At 41.6% G+C, this 18,654-nt stretch carries 18 protein-coding genes; 14 read left to right on the top strand and 4 right to left on the bottom strand.

The genetic code is table 11. From position 1 onward, the window contains the following. Positions 1 to 21: 21 nt before the first annotated feature. The 7 genes from AC6CH7_RS04850 to AC6CH7_RS04820 all read left to right on the top strand — a co-directional run bounded on the left by AC6CH7_RS04850 (position 22) and on the right by AC6CH7_RS04820 (position 8,788). Positions 22 to 1,512 carry a RagB/SusD family nutrient uptake outer membrane protein gene (locus AC6CH7_RS04850; protein ID WP_498261615.1) on the top strand — a complete coding sequence of 497 codons (1,491 nt, stop codon included), beginning with the start codon at positions 22 to 24 and terminating at the stop codon, positions 1,510 to 1,512. Positions 1,513 to 1,529: 17 nt separating this feature from the next. Further along, complete coding sequence (locus AC6CH7_RS04845; protein ID WP_498261614.1) at positions 1,530 to 2,357, top strand: DUF4843 domain-containing protein; 828 nt, start codon at positions 1,530 to 1,532, stop codon at positions 2,355 to 2,357. After that, entirely contained in the window at positions 2,338 to 3,789 is a 1,452-nt protein-coding gene (locus AC6CH7_RS04840) for a PKD-like family lipoprotein (RefSeq protein ID WP_498261613.1), read from the top strand. The genes AC6CH7_RS04845 and AC6CH7_RS04840 overlap by 20 nt, the downstream gene beginning before the upstream one ends. A gap of 18 nt (positions 3,790 to 3,807) precedes the next feature. After that, on the top strand, positions 3,808 to 4,950 hold the full coding sequence (locus AC6CH7_RS04835) for a redoxin domain-containing protein (RefSeq protein WP_498261612.1): 1,143 nt from the start codon (positions 3,808 to 3,810) through the stop codon (positions 4,948 to 4,950). Positions 4,951 to 5,057: 107 nt separating this feature from the next. Continuing rightward, on the top strand, positions 5,058 to 6,773 hold the full coding sequence (locus tag AC6CH7_RS04830) for a trypsin-like peptidase domain-containing protein (protein ID WP_498261611.1): 1,716 nt from the start codon (positions 5,058 to 5,060) through the stop codon (positions 6,771 to 6,773). 11 nt (positions 6,774 to 6,784) lie between these two features. After that, on the top strand, positions 6,785 to 7,231 hold the full coding sequence (locus AC6CH7_RS04825) for a protein-disulfide reductase DsbD domain-containing protein (RefSeq protein WP_498261610.1): 447 nt from the start codon (positions 6,785 to 6,787) through the stop codon (positions 7,229 to 7,231). Between the two features lie 411 nt (positions 7,232 to 7,642). Then, a complete protein-coding gene (locus tag AC6CH7_RS04820; protein ID WP_498261609.1) occupies positions 7,643 to 8,788 on the top strand; it encodes a trypsin-like peptidase domain-containing protein in 1,146 nt (381 codons plus the stop codon). Positions 8,789 to 8,892: 104 nt separating this feature from the next. Here the strand turns inward: AC6CH7_RS04820 and AC6CH7_RS04815 are convergent, their stop codons facing one another. Next, complete coding sequence (locus tag AC6CH7_RS04815; protein ID WP_498261608.1) at positions 8,893 to 9,231, bottom strand: hypothetical protein; 339 nt, start codon at positions 9,229 to 9,231, stop codon at positions 8,893 to 8,895. Between the two features lie 283 nt (positions 9,232 to 9,514). On the opposite strand from AC6CH7_RS04815, the gene AC6CH7_RS04810 reads away from it, so the two are divergent. From AC6CH7_RS04810 to AC6CH7_RS04780, 7 genes are read left to right on the top strand one after another with little or no spacing between them, the layout of a single operon-like run. Next, positions 9,515 to 9,868 carry an S-adenosylmethionine decarboxylase family protein gene (locus AC6CH7_RS04810; protein WP_498261607.1) on the top strand — a complete coding sequence of 118 codons (354 nt, stop codon included), beginning with the start codon at positions 9,515 to 9,517 and terminating at the stop codon, positions 9,866 to 9,868. Between the two features lie 3 nt (positions 9,869 to 9,871). Beyond that, positions 9,872 to 11,185 (top strand): DUF4178 domain-containing protein, encoded by a 1,314-nt coding sequence (locus AC6CH7_RS04805; protein ID WP_498261606.1) that lies wholly within the window; start codon positions 9,872 to 9,874, stop codon positions 11,183 to 11,185. 1 nt (position 11,186) lies between these two features. After that, positions 11,187 to 11,363 carry a hypothetical protein gene (locus tag AC6CH7_RS04800; protein WP_498261605.1) on the top strand — a complete coding sequence of 59 codons (177 nt, stop codon included), beginning with the start codon at positions 11,187 to 11,189 and terminating at the stop codon, positions 11,361 to 11,363. A 10-nt stretch (positions 11,364 to 11,373) separates the two neighbouring features. After that, entirely contained in the window at positions 11,374 to 11,598 is a 225-nt protein-coding gene (locus tag AC6CH7_RS04795) for a DUF350 domain-containing protein (RefSeq protein WP_498261604.1), read from the top strand. Positions 11,599 to 11,600: 2 nt separating this feature from the next. Beyond that, positions 11,601 to 13,115 carry a polyamine aminopropyltransferase gene (locus AC6CH7_RS04790; protein WP_498261603.1) on the top strand — a complete coding sequence of 505 codons (1,515 nt, stop codon included), beginning with the start codon at positions 11,601 to 11,603 and terminating at the stop codon, positions 13,113 to 13,115. A 1-nt stretch (position 13,116) separates the two neighbouring features. After that, entirely contained in the window at positions 13,117 to 14,745 is a 1,629-nt protein-coding gene (locus tag AC6CH7_RS04785; protein ID WP_498261602.1) for an NAD(P)-binding protein, read from the top strand. Next, entirely contained in the window at positions 14,742 to 15,821 is a 1,080-nt protein-coding gene (locus AC6CH7_RS04780) for a hypothetical protein (protein WP_498261601.1), read from the top strand. Before AC6CH7_RS04785 ends, AC6CH7_RS04780 begins: the two co-directional genes overlap by 4 nt. Positions 15,822 to 16,385: 564 nt before the next feature. Here the strand turns inward: AC6CH7_RS04780 and AC6CH7_RS04775 are convergent. The 3 genes from AC6CH7_RS04775 to AC6CH7_RS04765 form a co-directional block, all read right to left on the bottom strand. Continuing rightward, positions 16,386 to 16,976 (bottom strand): NADPH-dependent F420 reductase, encoded by a 591-nt coding sequence (locus AC6CH7_RS04775; RefSeq protein WP_498261600.1) that lies wholly within the window; start codon positions 16,974 to 16,976, stop codon positions 16,386 to 16,388. Between the two features lie 24 nt (positions 16,977 to 17,000). Further along, a complete protein-coding gene (locus AC6CH7_RS04770) occupies positions 17,001 to 17,795 on the bottom strand; it encodes an SDR family NAD(P)-dependent oxidoreductase (RefSeq protein ID WP_498261599.1) in 795 nt (264 codons plus the stop codon). Positions 17,796 to 17,888: 93 nt separating this feature from the next. Next, complete coding sequence (locus tag AC6CH7_RS04765) at positions 17,889 to 18,386, bottom strand: SRPBCC domain-containing protein (protein WP_498261598.1); 498 nt, start codon at positions 18,384 to 18,386, stop codon at positions 17,889 to 17,891. Between the last annotated feature and the right edge of the window lie 268 nt (positions 18,387 to 18,654).

Raw genomic sequence — 18,654 nt, 5'->3', positions numbered from 1 at the left:
TAACAGATAAAATATAAAAATATGAACATTAAGTTGTTAATCGGTTTCATTTTACTTGCGGGCTCACTGAGTTCCTGTAAAAAATGGCTGGAGGTTCAGCCAGAATCAGAAATATCGGCTCCGGTTCTTTTCAGTACCGAAAATGGTTTCATGGAAGCTTTAAACGGAATATACATCAAGAGCACCAGTCATGACCTATATGGGAAAGAACTGACATTTGGAACGACTGAAGCGCTTGCCCAAAATTTTTCTATTGGCACCGACGGACAGGACTACAGACAAACTTCCCTGTACAACTATACCAATGGAAAATTCATTGAACGTAAAGACAAAATATGGAGCGGCCTGTATAGTGCCATTGTCAATTGTAATTTGATATTGAGTAATATAGATGAGCGTAAAAATGTATTTACCGGATCAAACTATGAATTGATTAAAGGTGAAACCTTAGCCCTAAGGGCCTATTTGCACTTTGATCTGTTGCGGTTGTTTGCCCCCTCTTACCTCAAAAACCCAACGGCTCCTGGAATACCATTTGCACAAAAATACAGCAAGGAGGTTACGCCAATGTCCTCGGTTACCGAAGTAATGGGTTTGTTGATTCAAGATCTGGAGCAAGCTAAAACCTTAATGGCAAATGATCCCATTCGTAGCGCCGGATATAAAGTCAACTACCCGCTGGTTACGGACACGACCAAAAACACAGAAGAGCACTCTCCTGTGTTGTTCCTACAGAACAGAAGACATCACCTGAACTATTACGCGGTCTGCGGTACACTTGCCCGGGTTTATCTTTATAAAAACGATAAAGTAAATGCACTGAAAAATGCTAAGGAGGTGATCGATTCGGATAAATTCCCCTGGACCACCCAAAGTGATTTTATTGCCTTTGATGAAGCAAAAAAAGACCGCATCCTTTACAAGGAACTGTTATTTGGATGGTATATTCCCGGCTCTGCAAAAGAAATTAAAGAAAACTGGTTTAAAAGTGGCACCCGGGGTTTCTTCCTTTTGGAAGACCACGCAAGGTTAATTTATGAAGCAGGTACCGTGGGTGGTGAAGACCTCCGCTTCAAACAGTGGCTTACGCTAATGGCAGATGTGAGCAGCAGGTGGTATGACATTGTAAAGTACAATAGAAATCCGCTCAGTACAGAGGCAAATGCCAACTTGCATTACCTCATGGCACCCGCAATAAGGCTAAGTGAGATGTATTACATTGCTGCTGAATGTAGCTACGCAGCAGATCCCGCACAATCGCTGAAATACTTTAATGAAGTACGTGCCGCCAGAGGATTTCAAAATCAACTGACAGTCCCTTCAGAAGATGGCCTTATTAATGAATTATTAAAAGAAGCCCGTAAAGAATGGCTTGCTGAAGGTCAGATGTTCTATATGTACAAGAGACTTAATAAAGCCATCGCTGCACCAACAGGAAGCGCGATCCCTCCTTCAGATAAAATATTCGTATTGCCACTCCCTAATGATGAAATTGTTTATGGAGGCAGATAATTTATAAGAACATAATTATGAGAACTATAAAACCATATATCATCATCATCCTGACCCTGCTGTCCATTACTTCCTGCAAAAAAGCGGAAGAGATGGTCTTTAGCAATGAAGCCAACGTATATTTCGATTTATATAACGGTAACAAAGACAGTCTTGTCAGGACCTTTGCGTATACACCTACCAAAGCCCAGGACACCTTGTTTTTACCCGTCCGACTTTCAGGGATAAGAACATCTGCCAACCGAACGTACAACGTGCGGGTTGAATCAGATTCTTCAACAGCGATTCCTGAACAACATTACCAGTCATTAAAAAGCAGCTACACCATGCCGGCTGATGAAGGTACGGCCTCCATCCCGGTTATCATGTACAATAAGGATAAGGCTCTTGAAGAAAAATCAGTTTCTATCATTATCAAGCTTATTGCTTCTGATGACTTTGGCGTAAACAACCCTACCATGCTGCGGGCTAAAGTGGTGTTTTCTGCGAAGTTGGAAAAACCTGACTGGTGGGACGAGTGGTTAACCAATTATTCCAGGACCAAGCACGAATTGTTTTTCATTACAACCGGTCAAACCTCCATGACTACCGGTTCTCAGGGTGGCATGGATGCACCTAAAAACCTTTACTATACGGGCTTGCTTACCATCATGATGAACAATCCTTTTAACTGGGTGACCAAGAATGTGGCTAAAGGGTATGTGTTGGAAGAAGTAACGCCTGGAAATTCGGATAGTTATTATTTTTTTAACACCGGAAACCCTGGTAAAAAAACGCTGCTGAGGAAAAATATACAGACCGGAAAATATTACTTCATAGATGAAAATGGAAAAGAAGTTATTTAAAAATATAGAGATGAGCCTTAGAAAAATAATAGGATTAGTAGCATTGACGATCCTCACCCTGTCTGCCTGTCATAAGGATTTGGGCGATTATGAGATCAACATGCCCGCTACACCAGAAGTAGCAAATCTTGACTCAGTTTATACCGCTGTGGTTGGAGATAGTTTAATCATCAAGCCAACAATAAAAAATACAAGCAGAGATGACATAGAACTGCAATGGCGCATCATCGTGATGACCGGTAATGATGTCAAATTTACCGGGCCGGCACTTAAAATCATATTCGGTCTGGAGGCCCAAAGGTACCAGGCTCGTCTTACTGTCTATAACAAGACAAACGGAATGAAATATTTTCACGATTTCTTTGTAGATGGAGGTACGGAATTCGGTTCAGGTACTGCGGTATTGAGCCTGGAAAACGGTACCACTCAGTTCTCTTTTATTAAGCCGGACGGAGAAGTGCAGGCACGCCTGTATCAGGCCATGCAGGGAAAAGACCTGCCAAAAGACCCTATGAATCTGTTTCTGATGAAAAATACCGCTGCAAGTGGCACACTCCTTGGCTATTGGATCATCACTAAAGGTGGCGGGATACGTTTAAATGCCAATACCATGCAGGAAGATCCAAAATACCCTAACACCATTGCTGATAACTTTTTTGCCGCCCCTGATGATCTGGAGGTTGGCCAGCTCAAACAGCACCCTCAGGGTATCCTGGCTGGTGTGATCAGCAACGCACTAACCTACGGAACAACCAATACCTGGGATCAGTCACCTACTTATGGCATGTTCAGCGCGGCGGAGGGAGCGTATCAGCTTTCACCTTCATTTATCATGAATTTTAACCAAAACCTGGGGACTTACTTTATCGGATTCGAACGCAATCTAAAACAGTTTGTCAGGCTCAACGTATATAATGGGCCTACCTATTTCGGTACGCAGTACGATGCTGAATCGACGGCTATATTTGATCCGAAAAACGTTGGTATGGACCTCATTCATATGGAACAGCTCAACGGCAGCGATTGCTTTGCGTATTGCAAAAATGGAGAAGGAAAAGTCTATGAGCTCTCTTTCAATGTGAAATTTACCGGTCCTTTTACCTTCAGTCCATTAAAAAAACGTCTTTTTATTCGCCAGGAACTCATCACAGAGAAAACCAAATGGCAAGGGGCCAAAAACGGAATCATCTATCTCAGTTCAGGATCCAAAGTATATAGATACAACCCAATCAATGAAGATGTAAGGGAACTGTTAACTGACTTTGGCGGGGGGGAAGTAACGATGATCAGGCTTGCTGAAAATGAAGAAAGCATTATGGTGGGTGTGGCCGGTAGTATTTACTACCTGGATATCTCGACGGGAAAACTGGGCACATTGATTAAAAAGATTGAAGGAATCCCGGGTGCACCGATAGATGTGGCAGTACGATAAATATAACTTATAAAACATATGAAACTAAAATTTTTAATTCTTGCCGCCCTGGCACCCGTTGCTGTGGCCGCACAAACGCCTAATTTTACCATCACAGGAAAAATAGGAAACTTAAATAAACCGGCAAAGATATACCTGGATTATACCGCTGAGGGTAACGGCCGTACCGATTCTGTGGAATTGGTTGATGGGAACTTTAAGTTTTCCGGAAACATCTCGGGGATTGCTTCCTCAAGGATAACACTTTCACGTGAAGGCATTAAAGACAAGGAAATCTATGGTTCCAAGGGTGTAGGTGATGTCATCTATGTTTACTTTGGTAAGGAGAACATCAGCATTACCTCTGCAGATTCATTGTACAATGCGAAATGGACAGGTTCAAAGGTTTACGATGAAATGAAGGCTTTTGATCAGCAGGTGGGACCTACAGTAATGACCGTACACCACAATGCGAATGCTACCATCAACAGGGCAACGCCAGAACAGCAAAAAGACACGATGTACTTTAAAGTATTGGACAAACAGGTGCAGGCGTTTAGAAAATCGCGTGGGGAGAAGATAATCGAATTTGCCAAAGCCAACCCCAAATCTTATTTCGCCTTACAGGCATTAGCGGAGTCGGTAAGTGGTTATAGCCTGAAATCAGATATAGCCATGCCCATCTTTGATAAGCTTAGCGAAGAACTTCGCCTTTCCTACGGTGGCCAGGGACTTTATAAGCTTTTAAATGCACATACAGTAACTGCTGTCGGTGCTGTGGCCCCAAATTTTACCTTGAAAGATGTAAACGGGAAGTCCGTTTCCCTGTCAGATTACAAAGGGAAACTGGTACTAGTAGAATTCTGGGCGAGCTGGTGTTCACCATGCCGTGCGGAAAGCCCAAATCTGCTTAAGCAATATGCTGCTTTTAAAGATAAAGGGTTTGAAATCCTTGGTGTTTCCGTAGATAGCGATAGAGCCAAATGGTTGGATGCGATAAAGAAAGATGGCCTGACCTGGACCCAGGTATCTGACCTGAAAGGTTGGGATAACGATGCCCGAAAAGTATATGGCATTTCTGGTGTTCCTGCCAACTTCCTGATTAGTGCTGATGGAAAGATTGTTGGCAATCACCTGATGGGCGAGGAGCTGAACAAAAAGCTGGCTGAATTACTGAATTAACCAAAATTTCTGTCACTGCATTCCTGCCCCGACAAATTGCTTTATTGCATTGCCGGGGCAGGAATGCTAAAATGAATGGAAATCGACGGCTGTCTAAAAAATTGTAAATGATCTTAATTAAAAACACCCTTAAAATAGCATTGTTCCTGCTGTTTTTGCTGCCCGCTGCCCAATCCTTCGGTCAGAAATTTCATCCCAAAAAACTAGAAGAAACACTATCCCTGGCTATAAAAAAAGCTTACGGTGCCAGTGTAAGAATATGGGGGTATGATACGTTGAAAAAGGTGCAGACCAGTGCTCAGTTTACGGGGGTAGTGGTTTCTGCCGAAGGCCATGTGCTGACAGCGGCGCATGTGAATCAACCTGATAATACGTATTTAATCATGTTTCCTGACGGGAAATCACATGTCGCACGCGGCCTTGGCGAAATTGAATTTAGTGAGAATAAGATGTTTCCTGATGTAGCACTCATAAAGATCATCGGAACCGGTGTCTGGCCCTATGCTGAAATGGGCTGGTCATCTTCCTTAAAACTAGATGAACCTTGTTTGAGTATTGCCTATCCCGAAACGTTAAATCAAACATTACCCACCATTAGATCTGGCCGGATCACAGACCTGAACAATCAGTATGGGTTTATTCAGTCAAGCTGTATGATGGAGCCGGGTGACTCCGGAGGCCCGCTGTTCGATCATTTTGGACGGGTAATCGCTTTACACAGTGCAATTGGAACCAATGAGGATGAAAATTATGAAATCCCGGTAGATCTCTACCGAAAGTATTGGACAGCCTTAAATATTCCTAAAACCTACGGATCACTTCCTTCAACTGAAGACGCTGTCGGCAGGGATGCACAACAGTCAACTATTCTCAGTATTCCGGGCCTCAGGAATCTGCAATCAGACTTTGCATCATTACCTGCTAAGTTAAAGGAAAGCCGTTTGCGTATTAGTAGCATGATCAATGGCAAAGAACAACAAGTCAATGGAACTTTGTTTTCGTTATCTGCAGGTGCTGCCGGTAAGGACATGGTCGGCAGTCTTGTGATCAGTAAAAATTCCTTAATTGGCGATCATCCTGTTGTATTAGCCCAAAATAGATCCTTTGCCCTTAAAATTATTTTGCGTGATTCCGAAAACGACCTTGTGCTGTTGCAGCCGCTAGTTCCGATTCAAGGTGGTATACCATTAAAACAATTTAACCGGGACAGCCTCTCCTTTGACAGACTGGGTAAATTTCTGATTTCTCCGCTACCGGATCATCGTGATCAGATTAGCATTATTGGAAGTATGTATTTTAAATCTCCAAAAAGATTTAGCATTGGATATTTAGGCGCCATGGCTACATTAAAAGACAATAATATTGTGATTGCAGCAGTGCAGGCAGGCTCTCCGGCAGGAGCAAGTGGGATAGCCGTAGGCGATCAAGTGGTAAGCATTAATGGCATAGACATTAATAAACCCGAAGATTATGGAACTGAGCTGATGAAGTTTTGGCCATATGATCATCTTAGCTTTAAAATAAAGCGTTTAGATAGCTTTTATTCCAAAAACCTGACTTTAGATGTATTTAGACCACCTTTGACAAATCATCCTGCTGAGCAATTTGCAGGAGGTAAAAGCATAAGACGTGATGGATTTGCAAAGGTATTTAGTCATGATGCCAAAATTAAGCCGGAGGAATGCGGCGGACCTGTTTTTGATATTAATAACCGTTTCTGTGGCATTAATATCGCACGTTCCAGCAGAACAACTACACTTGTTGTTCCTGCAATTGTGCTACTGGGCGTGATAGAGAATTATTTAAGCACATTAACCAATTAAACACATAACATATGAAGAAAATACTAGTAGTTACGCTGTCACTGCTGTTAAGCCTTTCGGCAAGCAGCCAAATTCTTAAGCCAGTGAAATGGAGCTATGCGGCCAGGAAAACTTCTAAAACAGAAGCTATCCTCTATCTCAAAGCGACTATTGAAGACGGTTGGCATATCTACTCCCAAGACGTTAAAGAGGGTGGTCCTGTAAAAACAACGTTTACATTCACTCCTGGGAAAGCATACAAACTAAGTGGAAAAACCATCGAGCCCAAAGCCATTACCAAATTTGAAAAATCTTTTGAAATGAATGTCAGCTATTTTGAAAAATCTGTCGTTTTCCAGCAAAAGATAAAATTAACAGGCCCCAAAGCACTGGTCAAAGGAACCCTTGAATTTATGGTTTGCGATGACCATCAATGCCTGCCTCCGGAAAGCGTCGGATTTTCTATCCCTGTAAGCTAGTATAAAATGAGAATGATTCGCTCCCTGATGACTTTATGTTTAAATTAAATGGCATCCGAAGAATAGGAGATTTCAAGGTGCCAATGTGGTGCCTTGAAATAAGGTGATAAGGTATGCATTAATTTATCGTGGTGGCCGTGCTTAAGTTCGTGTGGTCGACCATTAATCTACGATAATCTCACTTTAATCTGAGCGAAAAAATACCGTTTGGTGTCGTTTCAAAACCATAATTATTCAAAACATTACTCATTATTCAGTTTCCTAAAAGCAGCACTAACCACTACGATTAAAGCATGCATTTATTAAGTCGATGGATAATTTACATTATTTACATTTCTTTTTACAATACGGATTCTCCTTTATTCATCTTACCGCCTTAGGTTTGTTAAAGAAGCCCAACACAGTATGGAAATGACAATAAGAAAGTTAATACTCCTATGTTTACTATTCAGCCCAATCGCAGGACGTACCCAGGTAAGGGAAAACTGGATTGATAAGCCTGTGTCCGCATGGCCGCGGATCGCATTGATCAACCATGTTCAGTATAAGAACGGCGACCGCTATGTGGACCCGTCATTTAAATACGCCGCAACAGGTTTTCTGATTGATAACGGTAAAGATACCCTGGCAGCGACCGCCAAGCACATTCTGTGGATCGCAAAAAACAGGAAGACCAAAAGCACGGAAATCAATAAAGAGCTAAAACAATGGGTAATGACGCCAAAAGGAGTGGGTAAAGATTCAGCCCTTATCGGCAGGCTGTTGAATGAAGATCCTGGCGAACAGCTGGAAGGCAAGGGTTCAACGAGTCTGGATCGGGATTGGATTGTTTTCAGTACCACAAAAGTTACTTCAGGTTTGTATCCCTTAAAACCACGCTATACCCAGGTGAAACCTGGTGAAAAGGTTTACATTCTGAGCTGTGCCTACGAAGACAGTTTGTGTACGGTGCATGAGGGGAAGGTGTATAAAAAGCTGGGAATGGACATCCTGATCCGAAGAGATATGAAAACACATAAAGGAGGCTGCAGTGGCTCTCCTGTAATTGATGCAAACGGATATTTAATCGGCGTTTTGTCCCGTAGCTCTTACTCCGCGCAGGGGAATGTTTCTGTGGCCATATCCACTGAATATCTAAAAGAGGTACTGGCTAAAAATCCGGATCTGAATATACCTAAGAAGGACTATGGAGAGCTCCTTTACCATACGGTGCTTAAAGATGGAACTGAAAAGGCAATCAGACAGTATCGCGCCTTAATTAAGGATCCGCAGAATTATTATGCGTATAACCTATACAGCCCTGACCGGAATGGACTGCGAGAAACCGGAGAAAAGCTAATGCTGCTGGGAAGAAATAAAGAGGCAATAGAAATGCTGAAATTTACCATCCAAATGACGGGAGATTTTTATGTTCATTACAACCTCCTGGGCAAGGCACAAATATTGGTAGGTAATCAAGCCAAGGCCATTGAAGCCTATAAAGCCTCTGTCAAGGCAAATGGGGACAAAGAAAATGAAGCCTATGCGGAGCTGGAGAAATTACAAACTAAACCTTAGCGCGGAGGGAAATGGAATTCTGCAAGAGATTTCCATTTTTAAGCACTGTTCCTAATGCGGTTTTAGTTTCACTTTCAGAACTCATTTGCCTCCCCACAAACGCACTAACATAGGCAGATCAACATTGTTGTAAGATCTAATAAGGAATAGTCTCCTTTCTTAACCTTAAAACAACCTTCTGACTCTGTGGTAAACAAAGAAGAATAGCAATGATGAAAACTACCTACAAGCATCAGATCGTAATAATCTCGGGTAGCACGGGGGAATATTTGTTGTCTTACTAGTTTATTAAAATACGCTCCTGAAGCTCCTTTTGCTGTATAGATATCGCTACGGGCATTTATATATTTGTTTTGAATGTCCAGTAAGGTAATAGGCAATTGCGGGTTAGTTTCGGTTAATGTTTCTCGAATCTTCTCCCTAACTGCAGATTTGGAAAACAATTGAATTTCGTTATTAAGAGCCAGGCTGGCTGTAAAACCAGTGAACCTCGCAAATATTCCGACAAGTGACGCATTTAATGCAATCTTTAATTTAAGACAATGCCAAAAGTGTAGAATAACATTTAAACTATGGTAGGAGGCTGCCGCCAGAGCACCTGAAAGTATGGCCGCACGCCTAACTCTAAAAAAATAGAATTTGATGACGACGGTATAGCATTCTTCTTGAAAAGTTGAAATACTTTGTTATTTTTGATAAAACAATATTATTTAACGCTTCTTATTAATGCACTATAAGCCTGGTCTTCATATCCTCTCTGAATTTAATTCAGATAAGAGAGATTATCTTTTTTCGTACGCGGCCTGTGAAGTTTTATTTAATGATCTGATAGATAGATACGAACTGGCAAAGGTAGGTGAGGTGTATCATGATTTTGAAAATGGTGGCTTCACTGCAGTGGTCTGTCTTACGGAATCTCATTTATCTATTCATACATGGCCTGAATTCGGGTTGGCCACATTTGATATTTTTTTGTCTAATTACCAAAAAAATAACGAGGAAAAGGTCAAAGCGCTTTATGCTGAGGTATTAACTTTCTTTGATGGAGTAGAACGTCAGAAAACAGAACTGATCAGATAAGGTATGGCTACAATTTCTATGACTTGCTTTCCGATCCCAGAAAAAATTACCTGTCAGCATTGTAATTCAGTAATCACCTTATATGATCCCGCCGGAAGTGAATTTTGTGTTTGCGGATTTTGCCACACCTATATTCAGTTCGTGGATGAAGTCCCCAAAGAAGTAAAAACGTTAAGTCCGCCACAATTGAAGCCCACTATTCCATTGGGAACTGAAGGTATATTGCAGGATATTCCCTTTAAGGTAATCGGATATATGGAAAAGGACGAGGGAAACAGTGCGTATGCGGGATGGAGAGAGTATTTGCTCTATAACTATGAAAAAGGGTATGCCCTGCTGTCGGAATATAACGGGCATTGGAACCTGATTTTTGATAAAACCTATTTACCAAAACTGGAAAAGGTGCTGTACGGGAATGACTATGTGATGTATGATGATGTTGAATATAAGTTGTTTCATAAGTATAAGCCAAGGGTACTTTCCTTAATGGGTGAGTTTGATTGGGATGTGCTAAAAGAAAGAATAAGGACCGCTGAATTTATCGCACCGCCTTATATTATCGCCCGTGAAGCGGGGCTTGGAGCAAATCATAAGGATATCAATTATTACCGAGGAGAATACCTCGAAGAGGGAACAATTGCCGATGCCTTTAATCTGGACCTTGCTTCATTTCCAACTAAGGTTGACCTCATATCCAATCAACCTTCAAAAGCTTATAGCAATTGGAAGTGGTCATTGCAGACTAGCCTTGCTGTTATTCTCGCTTTACTGCTAATTGAGTTGTTTGTAGTGTGGATAAAGCCTGAACAGGTACTGGTAGATAGTGTATACAACCTAACCTATGATCCGGAAAAGGGAATCAATGAGTTTAAGCCATTTGTGACCTCAGCATTCAATGTTGAAGACGACTCCTCGCCACTGGAAATAGGTATCAGCTCCGCTGTAAATAATAATTGGCTGGAAACCACGATTGTACTGGTAAATGAAGCAAGTAATCAAACCTGGGAGGTAACCAAGGGATTTGAATATTATGAAGGTATAGAAGCTGGCGAAAGATGGACTGAAGGAGAAACAAGCGCGGAAGTATTGCTTTCCGAAATTCCCAAAGGAAGGTATCACCTGAATATTTATCCAGCCTCGGGCGATTCAATGAGGAACGTATTGGCCGTGAAGGTGGTTGGCAATGTAACCTTATGGAGAAACCTATTGGTTTGCCTCCTTGTTTTAAGCATTTTTCCGGCTTACAGCTATATAAGGATGCGCAATTTTGAAAAACGACGCTGGTCGAACTCTGATTATTCACCTTTTGAAGAATGATATGAATAAAATTTTTAGAACTATTTATCTTGCTTTAAGCCTGGGTATCACGGGTTACTTTGGCTATGCTGTTTATTACGGAAAAGCTTTCTGGGAAAGCAGCACGGTACAGAAAAACACCCAATATAACGGTAAAAGATTCTATGGCGGTTACGGAAACAGATTAAATCATAAATAATTACAACGATATGAACCTAAGCGAACTCATCAATTACAAATACATAGTTGCCTCTATGGTCTTCTCTGTATTGGGCATTCTGATCTTATTTCTGGCCTTCTGGATCGTAGAAAAGATTACACCAGAAAATCTTTGGAAAGAGATTTTGGAGAAACAGAATATGGCATTAGCTATTGTCTTTGCTGCCTTTATTATTGCCATAGCAATTATTATAAGCTCTTCAATCCATGGATAGCAATGCATAAAAAGCTACCTGTTTTATTATTGACTTCTGTATTTGTTGTGGCCACCTGCGGGTTGATCTACGAACTGGTCGCCGGGACACTTGCCAGTTATTTACTTGGAGATTCTGTTACCCAGTTTTCAACAATTATCGGACTGTACCTCTTCTCCATGGGCATTGGTTCCTGGATATCCAAGTACTTCGAAAAGGACATTTTGTTCTGGTTTATTCAGATTGAAATTCTGGTTGGTCTTGTCGGAGGAACCAGCTCCAGCATTTTGTATATGGTTTTTGAAAGTGCCGCTTCTTTTCGTGTCATTTTATATAGTCTGGTGGGCATCACAGGAATCCTGGTCGGACTGGAAATCCCTTTGCTCATGCGTATTTTGAAAGATCGTTATGAGTTTAAGGATTTGGTTTCGAAAGTATTTACCTTCGATTACATAGGAGCGCTGTTGGCTTCTATTGTTTTTCCATTACTACTGATTCCCTATCTCGGACTGATAAAGACTTCTTACCTTTTTGGTATTCTTAATGTCGCTGTTGCCTTAATCGTATGTTTAAATTTTCATAAAGAGATTAAACGGGCAAGTTATCTTAAAGTAGCTTCAATAGTTTGTTTATTGGCACTAATGGCCGGATTTGTTTTGGCTGATGCCATAACCAGATACTCAGAAAGTTTGGGATATAATGATACGGTCATCTATTCTAAAAGTACCAATTACCAGCGTATTGTATTGACCAAAAAAGGGAAAATGCTGCGCCTTTATTTAAACAGTAACCTGCAGTTCAGCTCAGATGATGAGTACAGGTATCATGAAGCGCTGGTACATCCTGGTCTTTCGGCAATACCAGACGCTAAAAAAGTACTGGTAATGGGAGGAGGTGATGGCTTGGCAGTAAGAGAAATTCTTAAGTACCCAGGAGTTGACCAAATCTCGCTAGTTGACCTTGATCCGGGCATGACAAATTTGTTTAAGTCTAACCCAATGCTGACGGAATTGAATAAATCTTCATTGCTGTCGCCCAAAGTTAAAGTCATCAATGCAGATGCTTTTTCCTGGATCAGGTCTCAAAATGAAAAGTATGATTTTATAATTATAGACTTTCCTGATCCTTCTAATTATTCAGTTGGTAAGTTATACAGCAACTCTTTTTACCGCCTGGTTAGATCCATTCTTTCAGAGGGCGGCAGGATTGTGGTGCAGTCGACTTCACCTTTCGTGGCGCCTAAATCCTTTTGGTGTGTGAATAAAACACTGGAATCTGTTGGGTTCTTTACCACACCATATCACAATTATGTTCCTTCTTTCGGTGACTGGGGATATATTATGGCAGCAACCAAACCTGGATACAAAGTTCCCGAACATTTTCCTGAAGAGGTAAAGTTTCTAACTAAAGAAGGAATAGCTCAGATGCTGTATTTTCCTAAGGACATGCAGAAGCAGGATGCAGAAGTTAATAAACTGAATAATCAGGTGTTGGTTAAGTATTTTGAAGAGGAGTGGGGATCGGTTTCCTATCAGTAATATGGGGTTTAACAGAAAAGGCTTCTTATTGCGTTCTGCACTGGCTATGGGAGGGATCTTTTTAAGCGGTTGCGTTCGGAAACTTAGTGGCAGGAATGAAAAATACAGACACATAAAAGGTCGCCTTAATGGACCTAATGAAAAGGCCGGGCACATGCTGAGGGATAAAATTCCTATTGCGGAACCCACCTACTCCAAAAAAGTAAAAACGCTGATTATAGGGGCCGGGATTTCGGGGCTTTCTGCTGGCAGATGGCTGAAAAAACAAGGTGTAGTGGATTTTGAAATACTGGAACTCGAAGACCATGCAGGTGGAAACGCACATAGTTCAGGAAATTCTGTGTCATCCTATCCCTGGGGGGCACACTATATTACCATCGCAAATAACGATGACGAATTATTGATCGATTTTCTTGAAGAAAATGGGGTCATTACTCATTTTGAAAACGGATTGCCATTTTACAATGAATTTTACCTGTGTTTTGATCCCGAAGAGCGTTTGCTCATCAAAGGTCAGTGGCAGGAAGGATTAATCCCTAAATTTGGCATTTCAAAACAGGATCAGGAACAAACAGATAAGTTCTTTGCACTTTGTCAACAATTAAAGTATGCAAAAGGAGGAGACGGGAAATATGCATTCAATATTCCCCTTGATGCTTCGTCTGAAGATCAGCTTTACAGGAACCTTGATCAGATCTCTTTTAAAGATTACCTGACAAAAGAAGGTTACACCTCTTCTCATCTGCTATGGTATCTGAATTATTGCTGTAAAGATGATTACGGCCAGCAGATTAAAGATATTTCGGCATGGGCCGGTTTGAATTATTTTGCAGGACACAAAGGTACAGCTGCAAATGCGGAACCCGGAGCGGTACTCACCTGGCCAGAGGGAAATGGTTTTTTGGTGAATAAATTGAAGGGTTATTTAAAGCCACACATCAGAACTTCTGTAATGGCTACTGCCGTGGTAAGTAATAAAGATCATGTTGAGGTTACAGTTTTTGACCTGCTTAAAAACCAAACTTATGCAATAGTGGCTGAACAGGTAATTATGGCCTGTCCACAGTTTGTTAATAAACGGATTTTGAAAAATGTGAACAGGAATCTGTTCGACTATGATCAGCTAAATTATGCACCCTGGGTAGTGGCAAACATAACATTAACTGATTTTCCTGCTTCAGGTCTGCAAACTTTGTCCTGGGATAATGTTCCTTTTGGAAGACCGTCGGTAGGCTATGTGTATGCAGGCCATCAGCAGGTTGATCGTGGTCAGCAGGCTAAAGTGATTACTTTTTATTTGCCCTTATGTGATCGTGAACCCAGGGTTTCTAGGCTGGCCGCTTATTCGAGGGGTTATGAGCAGTGGCTGGATATAATTATTCCGGAACTGGAATATATGCATCCGGAAATCACCCCCTTAATTGATGGTATAGATGTTTGGGTATGGGGCCATGGAATGATCAGCCCATCGGTGAATTATATTTGGGGTGAGCAAAGGAAAAAAGCCCGGTCTTCAGTTGCAGATCAGATTTTCTTTGCACATACAGATTTGAGTGGCATTTCTTTGTTTGAAGAAGGGTTTCATCAGGGGATAGATGCAGCCAGATCTTTATTGGAGGCCAGTCGATGAGCAGCGCGGAAACTGAATGGAAACAACCCTGGATAAATACCGCCTTATCGGACAGTATATTTATTTTATCACCACCATTTTTATCATTGTTGCTGGTGTTCATTTTTCCAGAGCAATTTAAGGTAAGTACGACCATGCCTGTTGAGTATTGGGTTTTGTTGGTGGTATTTATCGATGTTGCACATGTTTATTCAACACTTTACAGAACTTATTTTAATGCAGCCAGGTTAAGGAAGCAACATACTTTATTGACAATAGCGCCATTGCTGTGTTATGTTTCTGGTGTCCTGTTATACCATATAGACGCGTTGTTGTTTTGGAGGGTATTGGCCTATCTGGCTGTATTTCATTTTATCAGACAGCAATATGGTTTCATGCGTTTATATTCAAGAACGGAAAATACCTCTAAAATTGCCCGGATTATTGACGTTATTTCCATTTACACGGCAACATTATTTCCGATGCTATACTGGCATTTTGGTGAGTCCAGAAATTTTAACTGGTTTGTAGCGGATGATTTTATCTATTTTCCTTCTAAAGCTTTGGCTGCACTTTGCAGCGCTTTATACCTTATTGTGATATTGGTTTATATCGCAAAGGAAATCTGGTTGTTGGTCGGCAAACGCGGCTTAAACATTCCAAGGAACATGTTGATCATGGGAACGTTTTTATCCTGGTACTTTGGTATCGTCTATTTTAATGGTGATATGGCTTTTACTACTTTAAATGTGATCTCTCATGGTATTCCCTATATGGCATTGATCTGGTTTTTTGAAAAGAAAAGTAATGCCCAAATCTCTTCCCGGAAAAGCACGCTGGTACGGGCTACATTTGGTAAATATGGTATTTTGGTATTTATCCTGCTACTTATTTTACTGGCTTATATTGAGGAAGGTTTGTGGGATGGTTTAATATGGAAGGAGCATGCTGGTGTATTTTCTATTTTCTCTTCGTTACCAAAAGTAATGGACATCAGTATACTGACTTTACTGGTCCCTTTACTTGCATTGCCACAAAGTACACATTATGTACTGGATGGCTTTATATGGAAATTGAAAAGCAGCGAGGAAAAATGACCTTTCCTGATTTCCATTGTCTTACAGGCTGTAGAGAGGGTTTTGTATTTTAGTAAGATTTTTATCGGCTTTAAGGCTGCTTTATGGTTCGAGCCCATTAGCCGTAAACTCAATGTGCAATAAAATTATTCTTTTAAAAGTCGAATAAAACTCTTTGGTAAGAAACCCTAAGTCTATAACCTATCTGGGTGTAAGATACTTTATTATAGATATTACTGCAAAATACATAATCTTTATTGATTTTACTGCAATGTTAATCAAATTACTGCATTTGATGCAAGTCATTCAAAATGACTGATGTAAGTGTTTTACTGCATTTGAACTTGTATCAAACCACTGTTTTTAAAACGATGATGAATTACTTGCGGCAAAGTCTTGTTTAGGGATCGACATAATTAATTAAGCATGTGACATTCTATTATTTATAAGGTGAATCAGACCAGCTGGCGCAAGAACCGCATGCTTTAATTCACAATAGTAATAGACTCAAAACTCAGGTAATCAAAAGGGGGTGGAAGAATTCTTCCACCCCCTTCCAGCATTTTTGACTTATAAACTTATACGTTAAAGTTTGACTATGTGGGCACCTGAAAACACCCCTTTAGCTTCGATAAACCTGCTGCCTGAGGACAATGTACCCAGATCGACAGGAGCAAAGCCGATTGTATTGATCAGTTCGATTGTTTCTGTTTTTGCACCTTCATCATCTCCGGCAACAAAAACCACCCGGAGGCCTTCATCGACTACTGGATCTGCTGCGATCCTTGCTGCAAAAAGGGTATTGAATGCTTTAACAATACGGGCACCCGGAATCTGTTCCAGCACAATGCCTGTTGATGTTTTATCTCCTAAGTCTGCGATCTTACCATTCGGGAGGAACTCGTTGGTGATATCGATCACAAGTTTATCTTTCCAGTCAATCAGGGTGGTCAGTTTATTAACTTCCCACCAGGGCAGGGCCAGCACCACAATTTCAGCGGTGGCTGCTTCCGCAGTTGTTACCGCCTTTGCATCCTTGCCTAATTTCTGAATGACAGGTTCAAGCGTTTGAGGCCCCCTGCTATTACTGATCAAAACTGATATGTTATTTTTCAGCAGTTGTCCGGCAACCGATTGTCCGATATTGCCGGCGCCAATTATCCCTATTGTTTTCATGCTATTCTTATTTACTGATGATTGTTAAAATGCAGATTTGATCACTCCGCCATCGGCACGAAGTGCCGCGCCGCTTGTGGCCGCTGAAAGGGGGCTGGCGATGTAGGTGACCAGGCTCGCAATTTCTTCCGGCTTGATAAAGCGCTTAAGTAGTGAGGTGCCACGCATGCTTGTGAAAAACACTTTTTCCATTTCCGCACCGCTGATGCCTTGCTGTTCAGCGGTGGCTTTCATGAAATTAGTAATGGCCTCCGTTGATGTCGGCCCCGGTAAAACGGTATTCACCGTAACTGCTGTGCCTACGGTCATTTCTGCTAATCCACGTGACAAGCCGATTTGCGCGGTTTTGGAAACCCCGTATTGTATCATCTCCGCAGGGATCTGAACACCCGATTCGCTGGAGATAAATATGATGCGGCCCCAGTTGGCTTTCAGCATCTGGTCTATATAGGCACGCGAAAGACGCACACCACTCATTACATTCATCTGATAGATATCCAGCCATTCTTCATCTGGAATATCTTTGAATGCTTTCGGCTGGGCAATACCTGCGTTGTTCACCAGGATATCTACTTCTGGATATTGCTGAATAAGGGTATTTACCTGGTCGACCTGTTCTAGATCTGCTACCGCCCCATAGATGTTCCGGTTACCGGTTTCCGTTTTGATCTGCTCGATAGCTGCGTTAACCCGCTCCGGGCTGCGCCCGTTAACAATAACCTTTGCGCCTTCATGTGCCAGCGACCTTGCTATGGCAAAGCCTATCCCGGTAGTTGAGCCGGTGACAAGGGCGGTTTTTTCTTTTAATTGGAGATCCATGATCTTTATGTTTTAATTGTTTTTATAATTTTTTCTAAAATGCAACCTGCGAAAGGGGTCAATGCCTCTTCCGAAGGTCTTTCCTTCCGGGATTTATTTGCCTGCTGCCATTGCTTCTGCTGCAACTTTAAGCCTTTCCACCCAATACTGGTGGTAAGTGTAAAGGCCTCCCGGATGTTTGTGGCCCAATATGTCCAGGAACCATTCACCCTGCTGTGTTTCTTCAGTCAGGACATGGACGCCCCCTTCCGTGGGTGTGATCACCCAGCCGTGGTAAGCGGTTGAACCGGTCTGGTCACCGTCAACGGTCGTTTTCCAGGCCAGTCTGTGGTTAGGTTTAAACTCGGTTACGGTCAGGTGCATCAGGTAGCCAACAGTTGTGCGGGTCCATTTGGTACCCAGTTCCAGTTCTTTTTTATCACCTAATATCTTCACCTGATCTTCAGGCGGGAAATAACTTACCCAGTTTTCTGCGTCGACCAATAATTTCCAAACCACCTCTGCCGGTGCTTTAATATCGATATCATTCAGCGCATAGATTGCAGACATTTTTGGATCCTGATCTACCGGCCAATTTGTTTTGTTATACATACTATTATTCTCCTTTATTTTTTACCAAAGTTCCGGTAACCTGCTCCAAACAACGAGGACATTTGAACGAATTTGTATGTGATAAATGTCACAGTATATCATTCCAAACGGACCTGTGTGCCATGAGAGATTCATAAAATCCGATCACCTTTATCCCGATTCTATTTGCAGTAAGGCGGATTATATTCAGCGTGGTATTACGTTTTATAGCTGTCTGTGTAGAACTCTATAATGATCATGTACAGCTAAGAATCAATTTTGATTGTCG

Source organism: Pedobacter sp. GQ55 (assembly GCF_059758925.1).
Note: the sequence above shows the minus strand (reverse complement) of the source record. Positions and strands in the feature narration are given on the sequence as shown.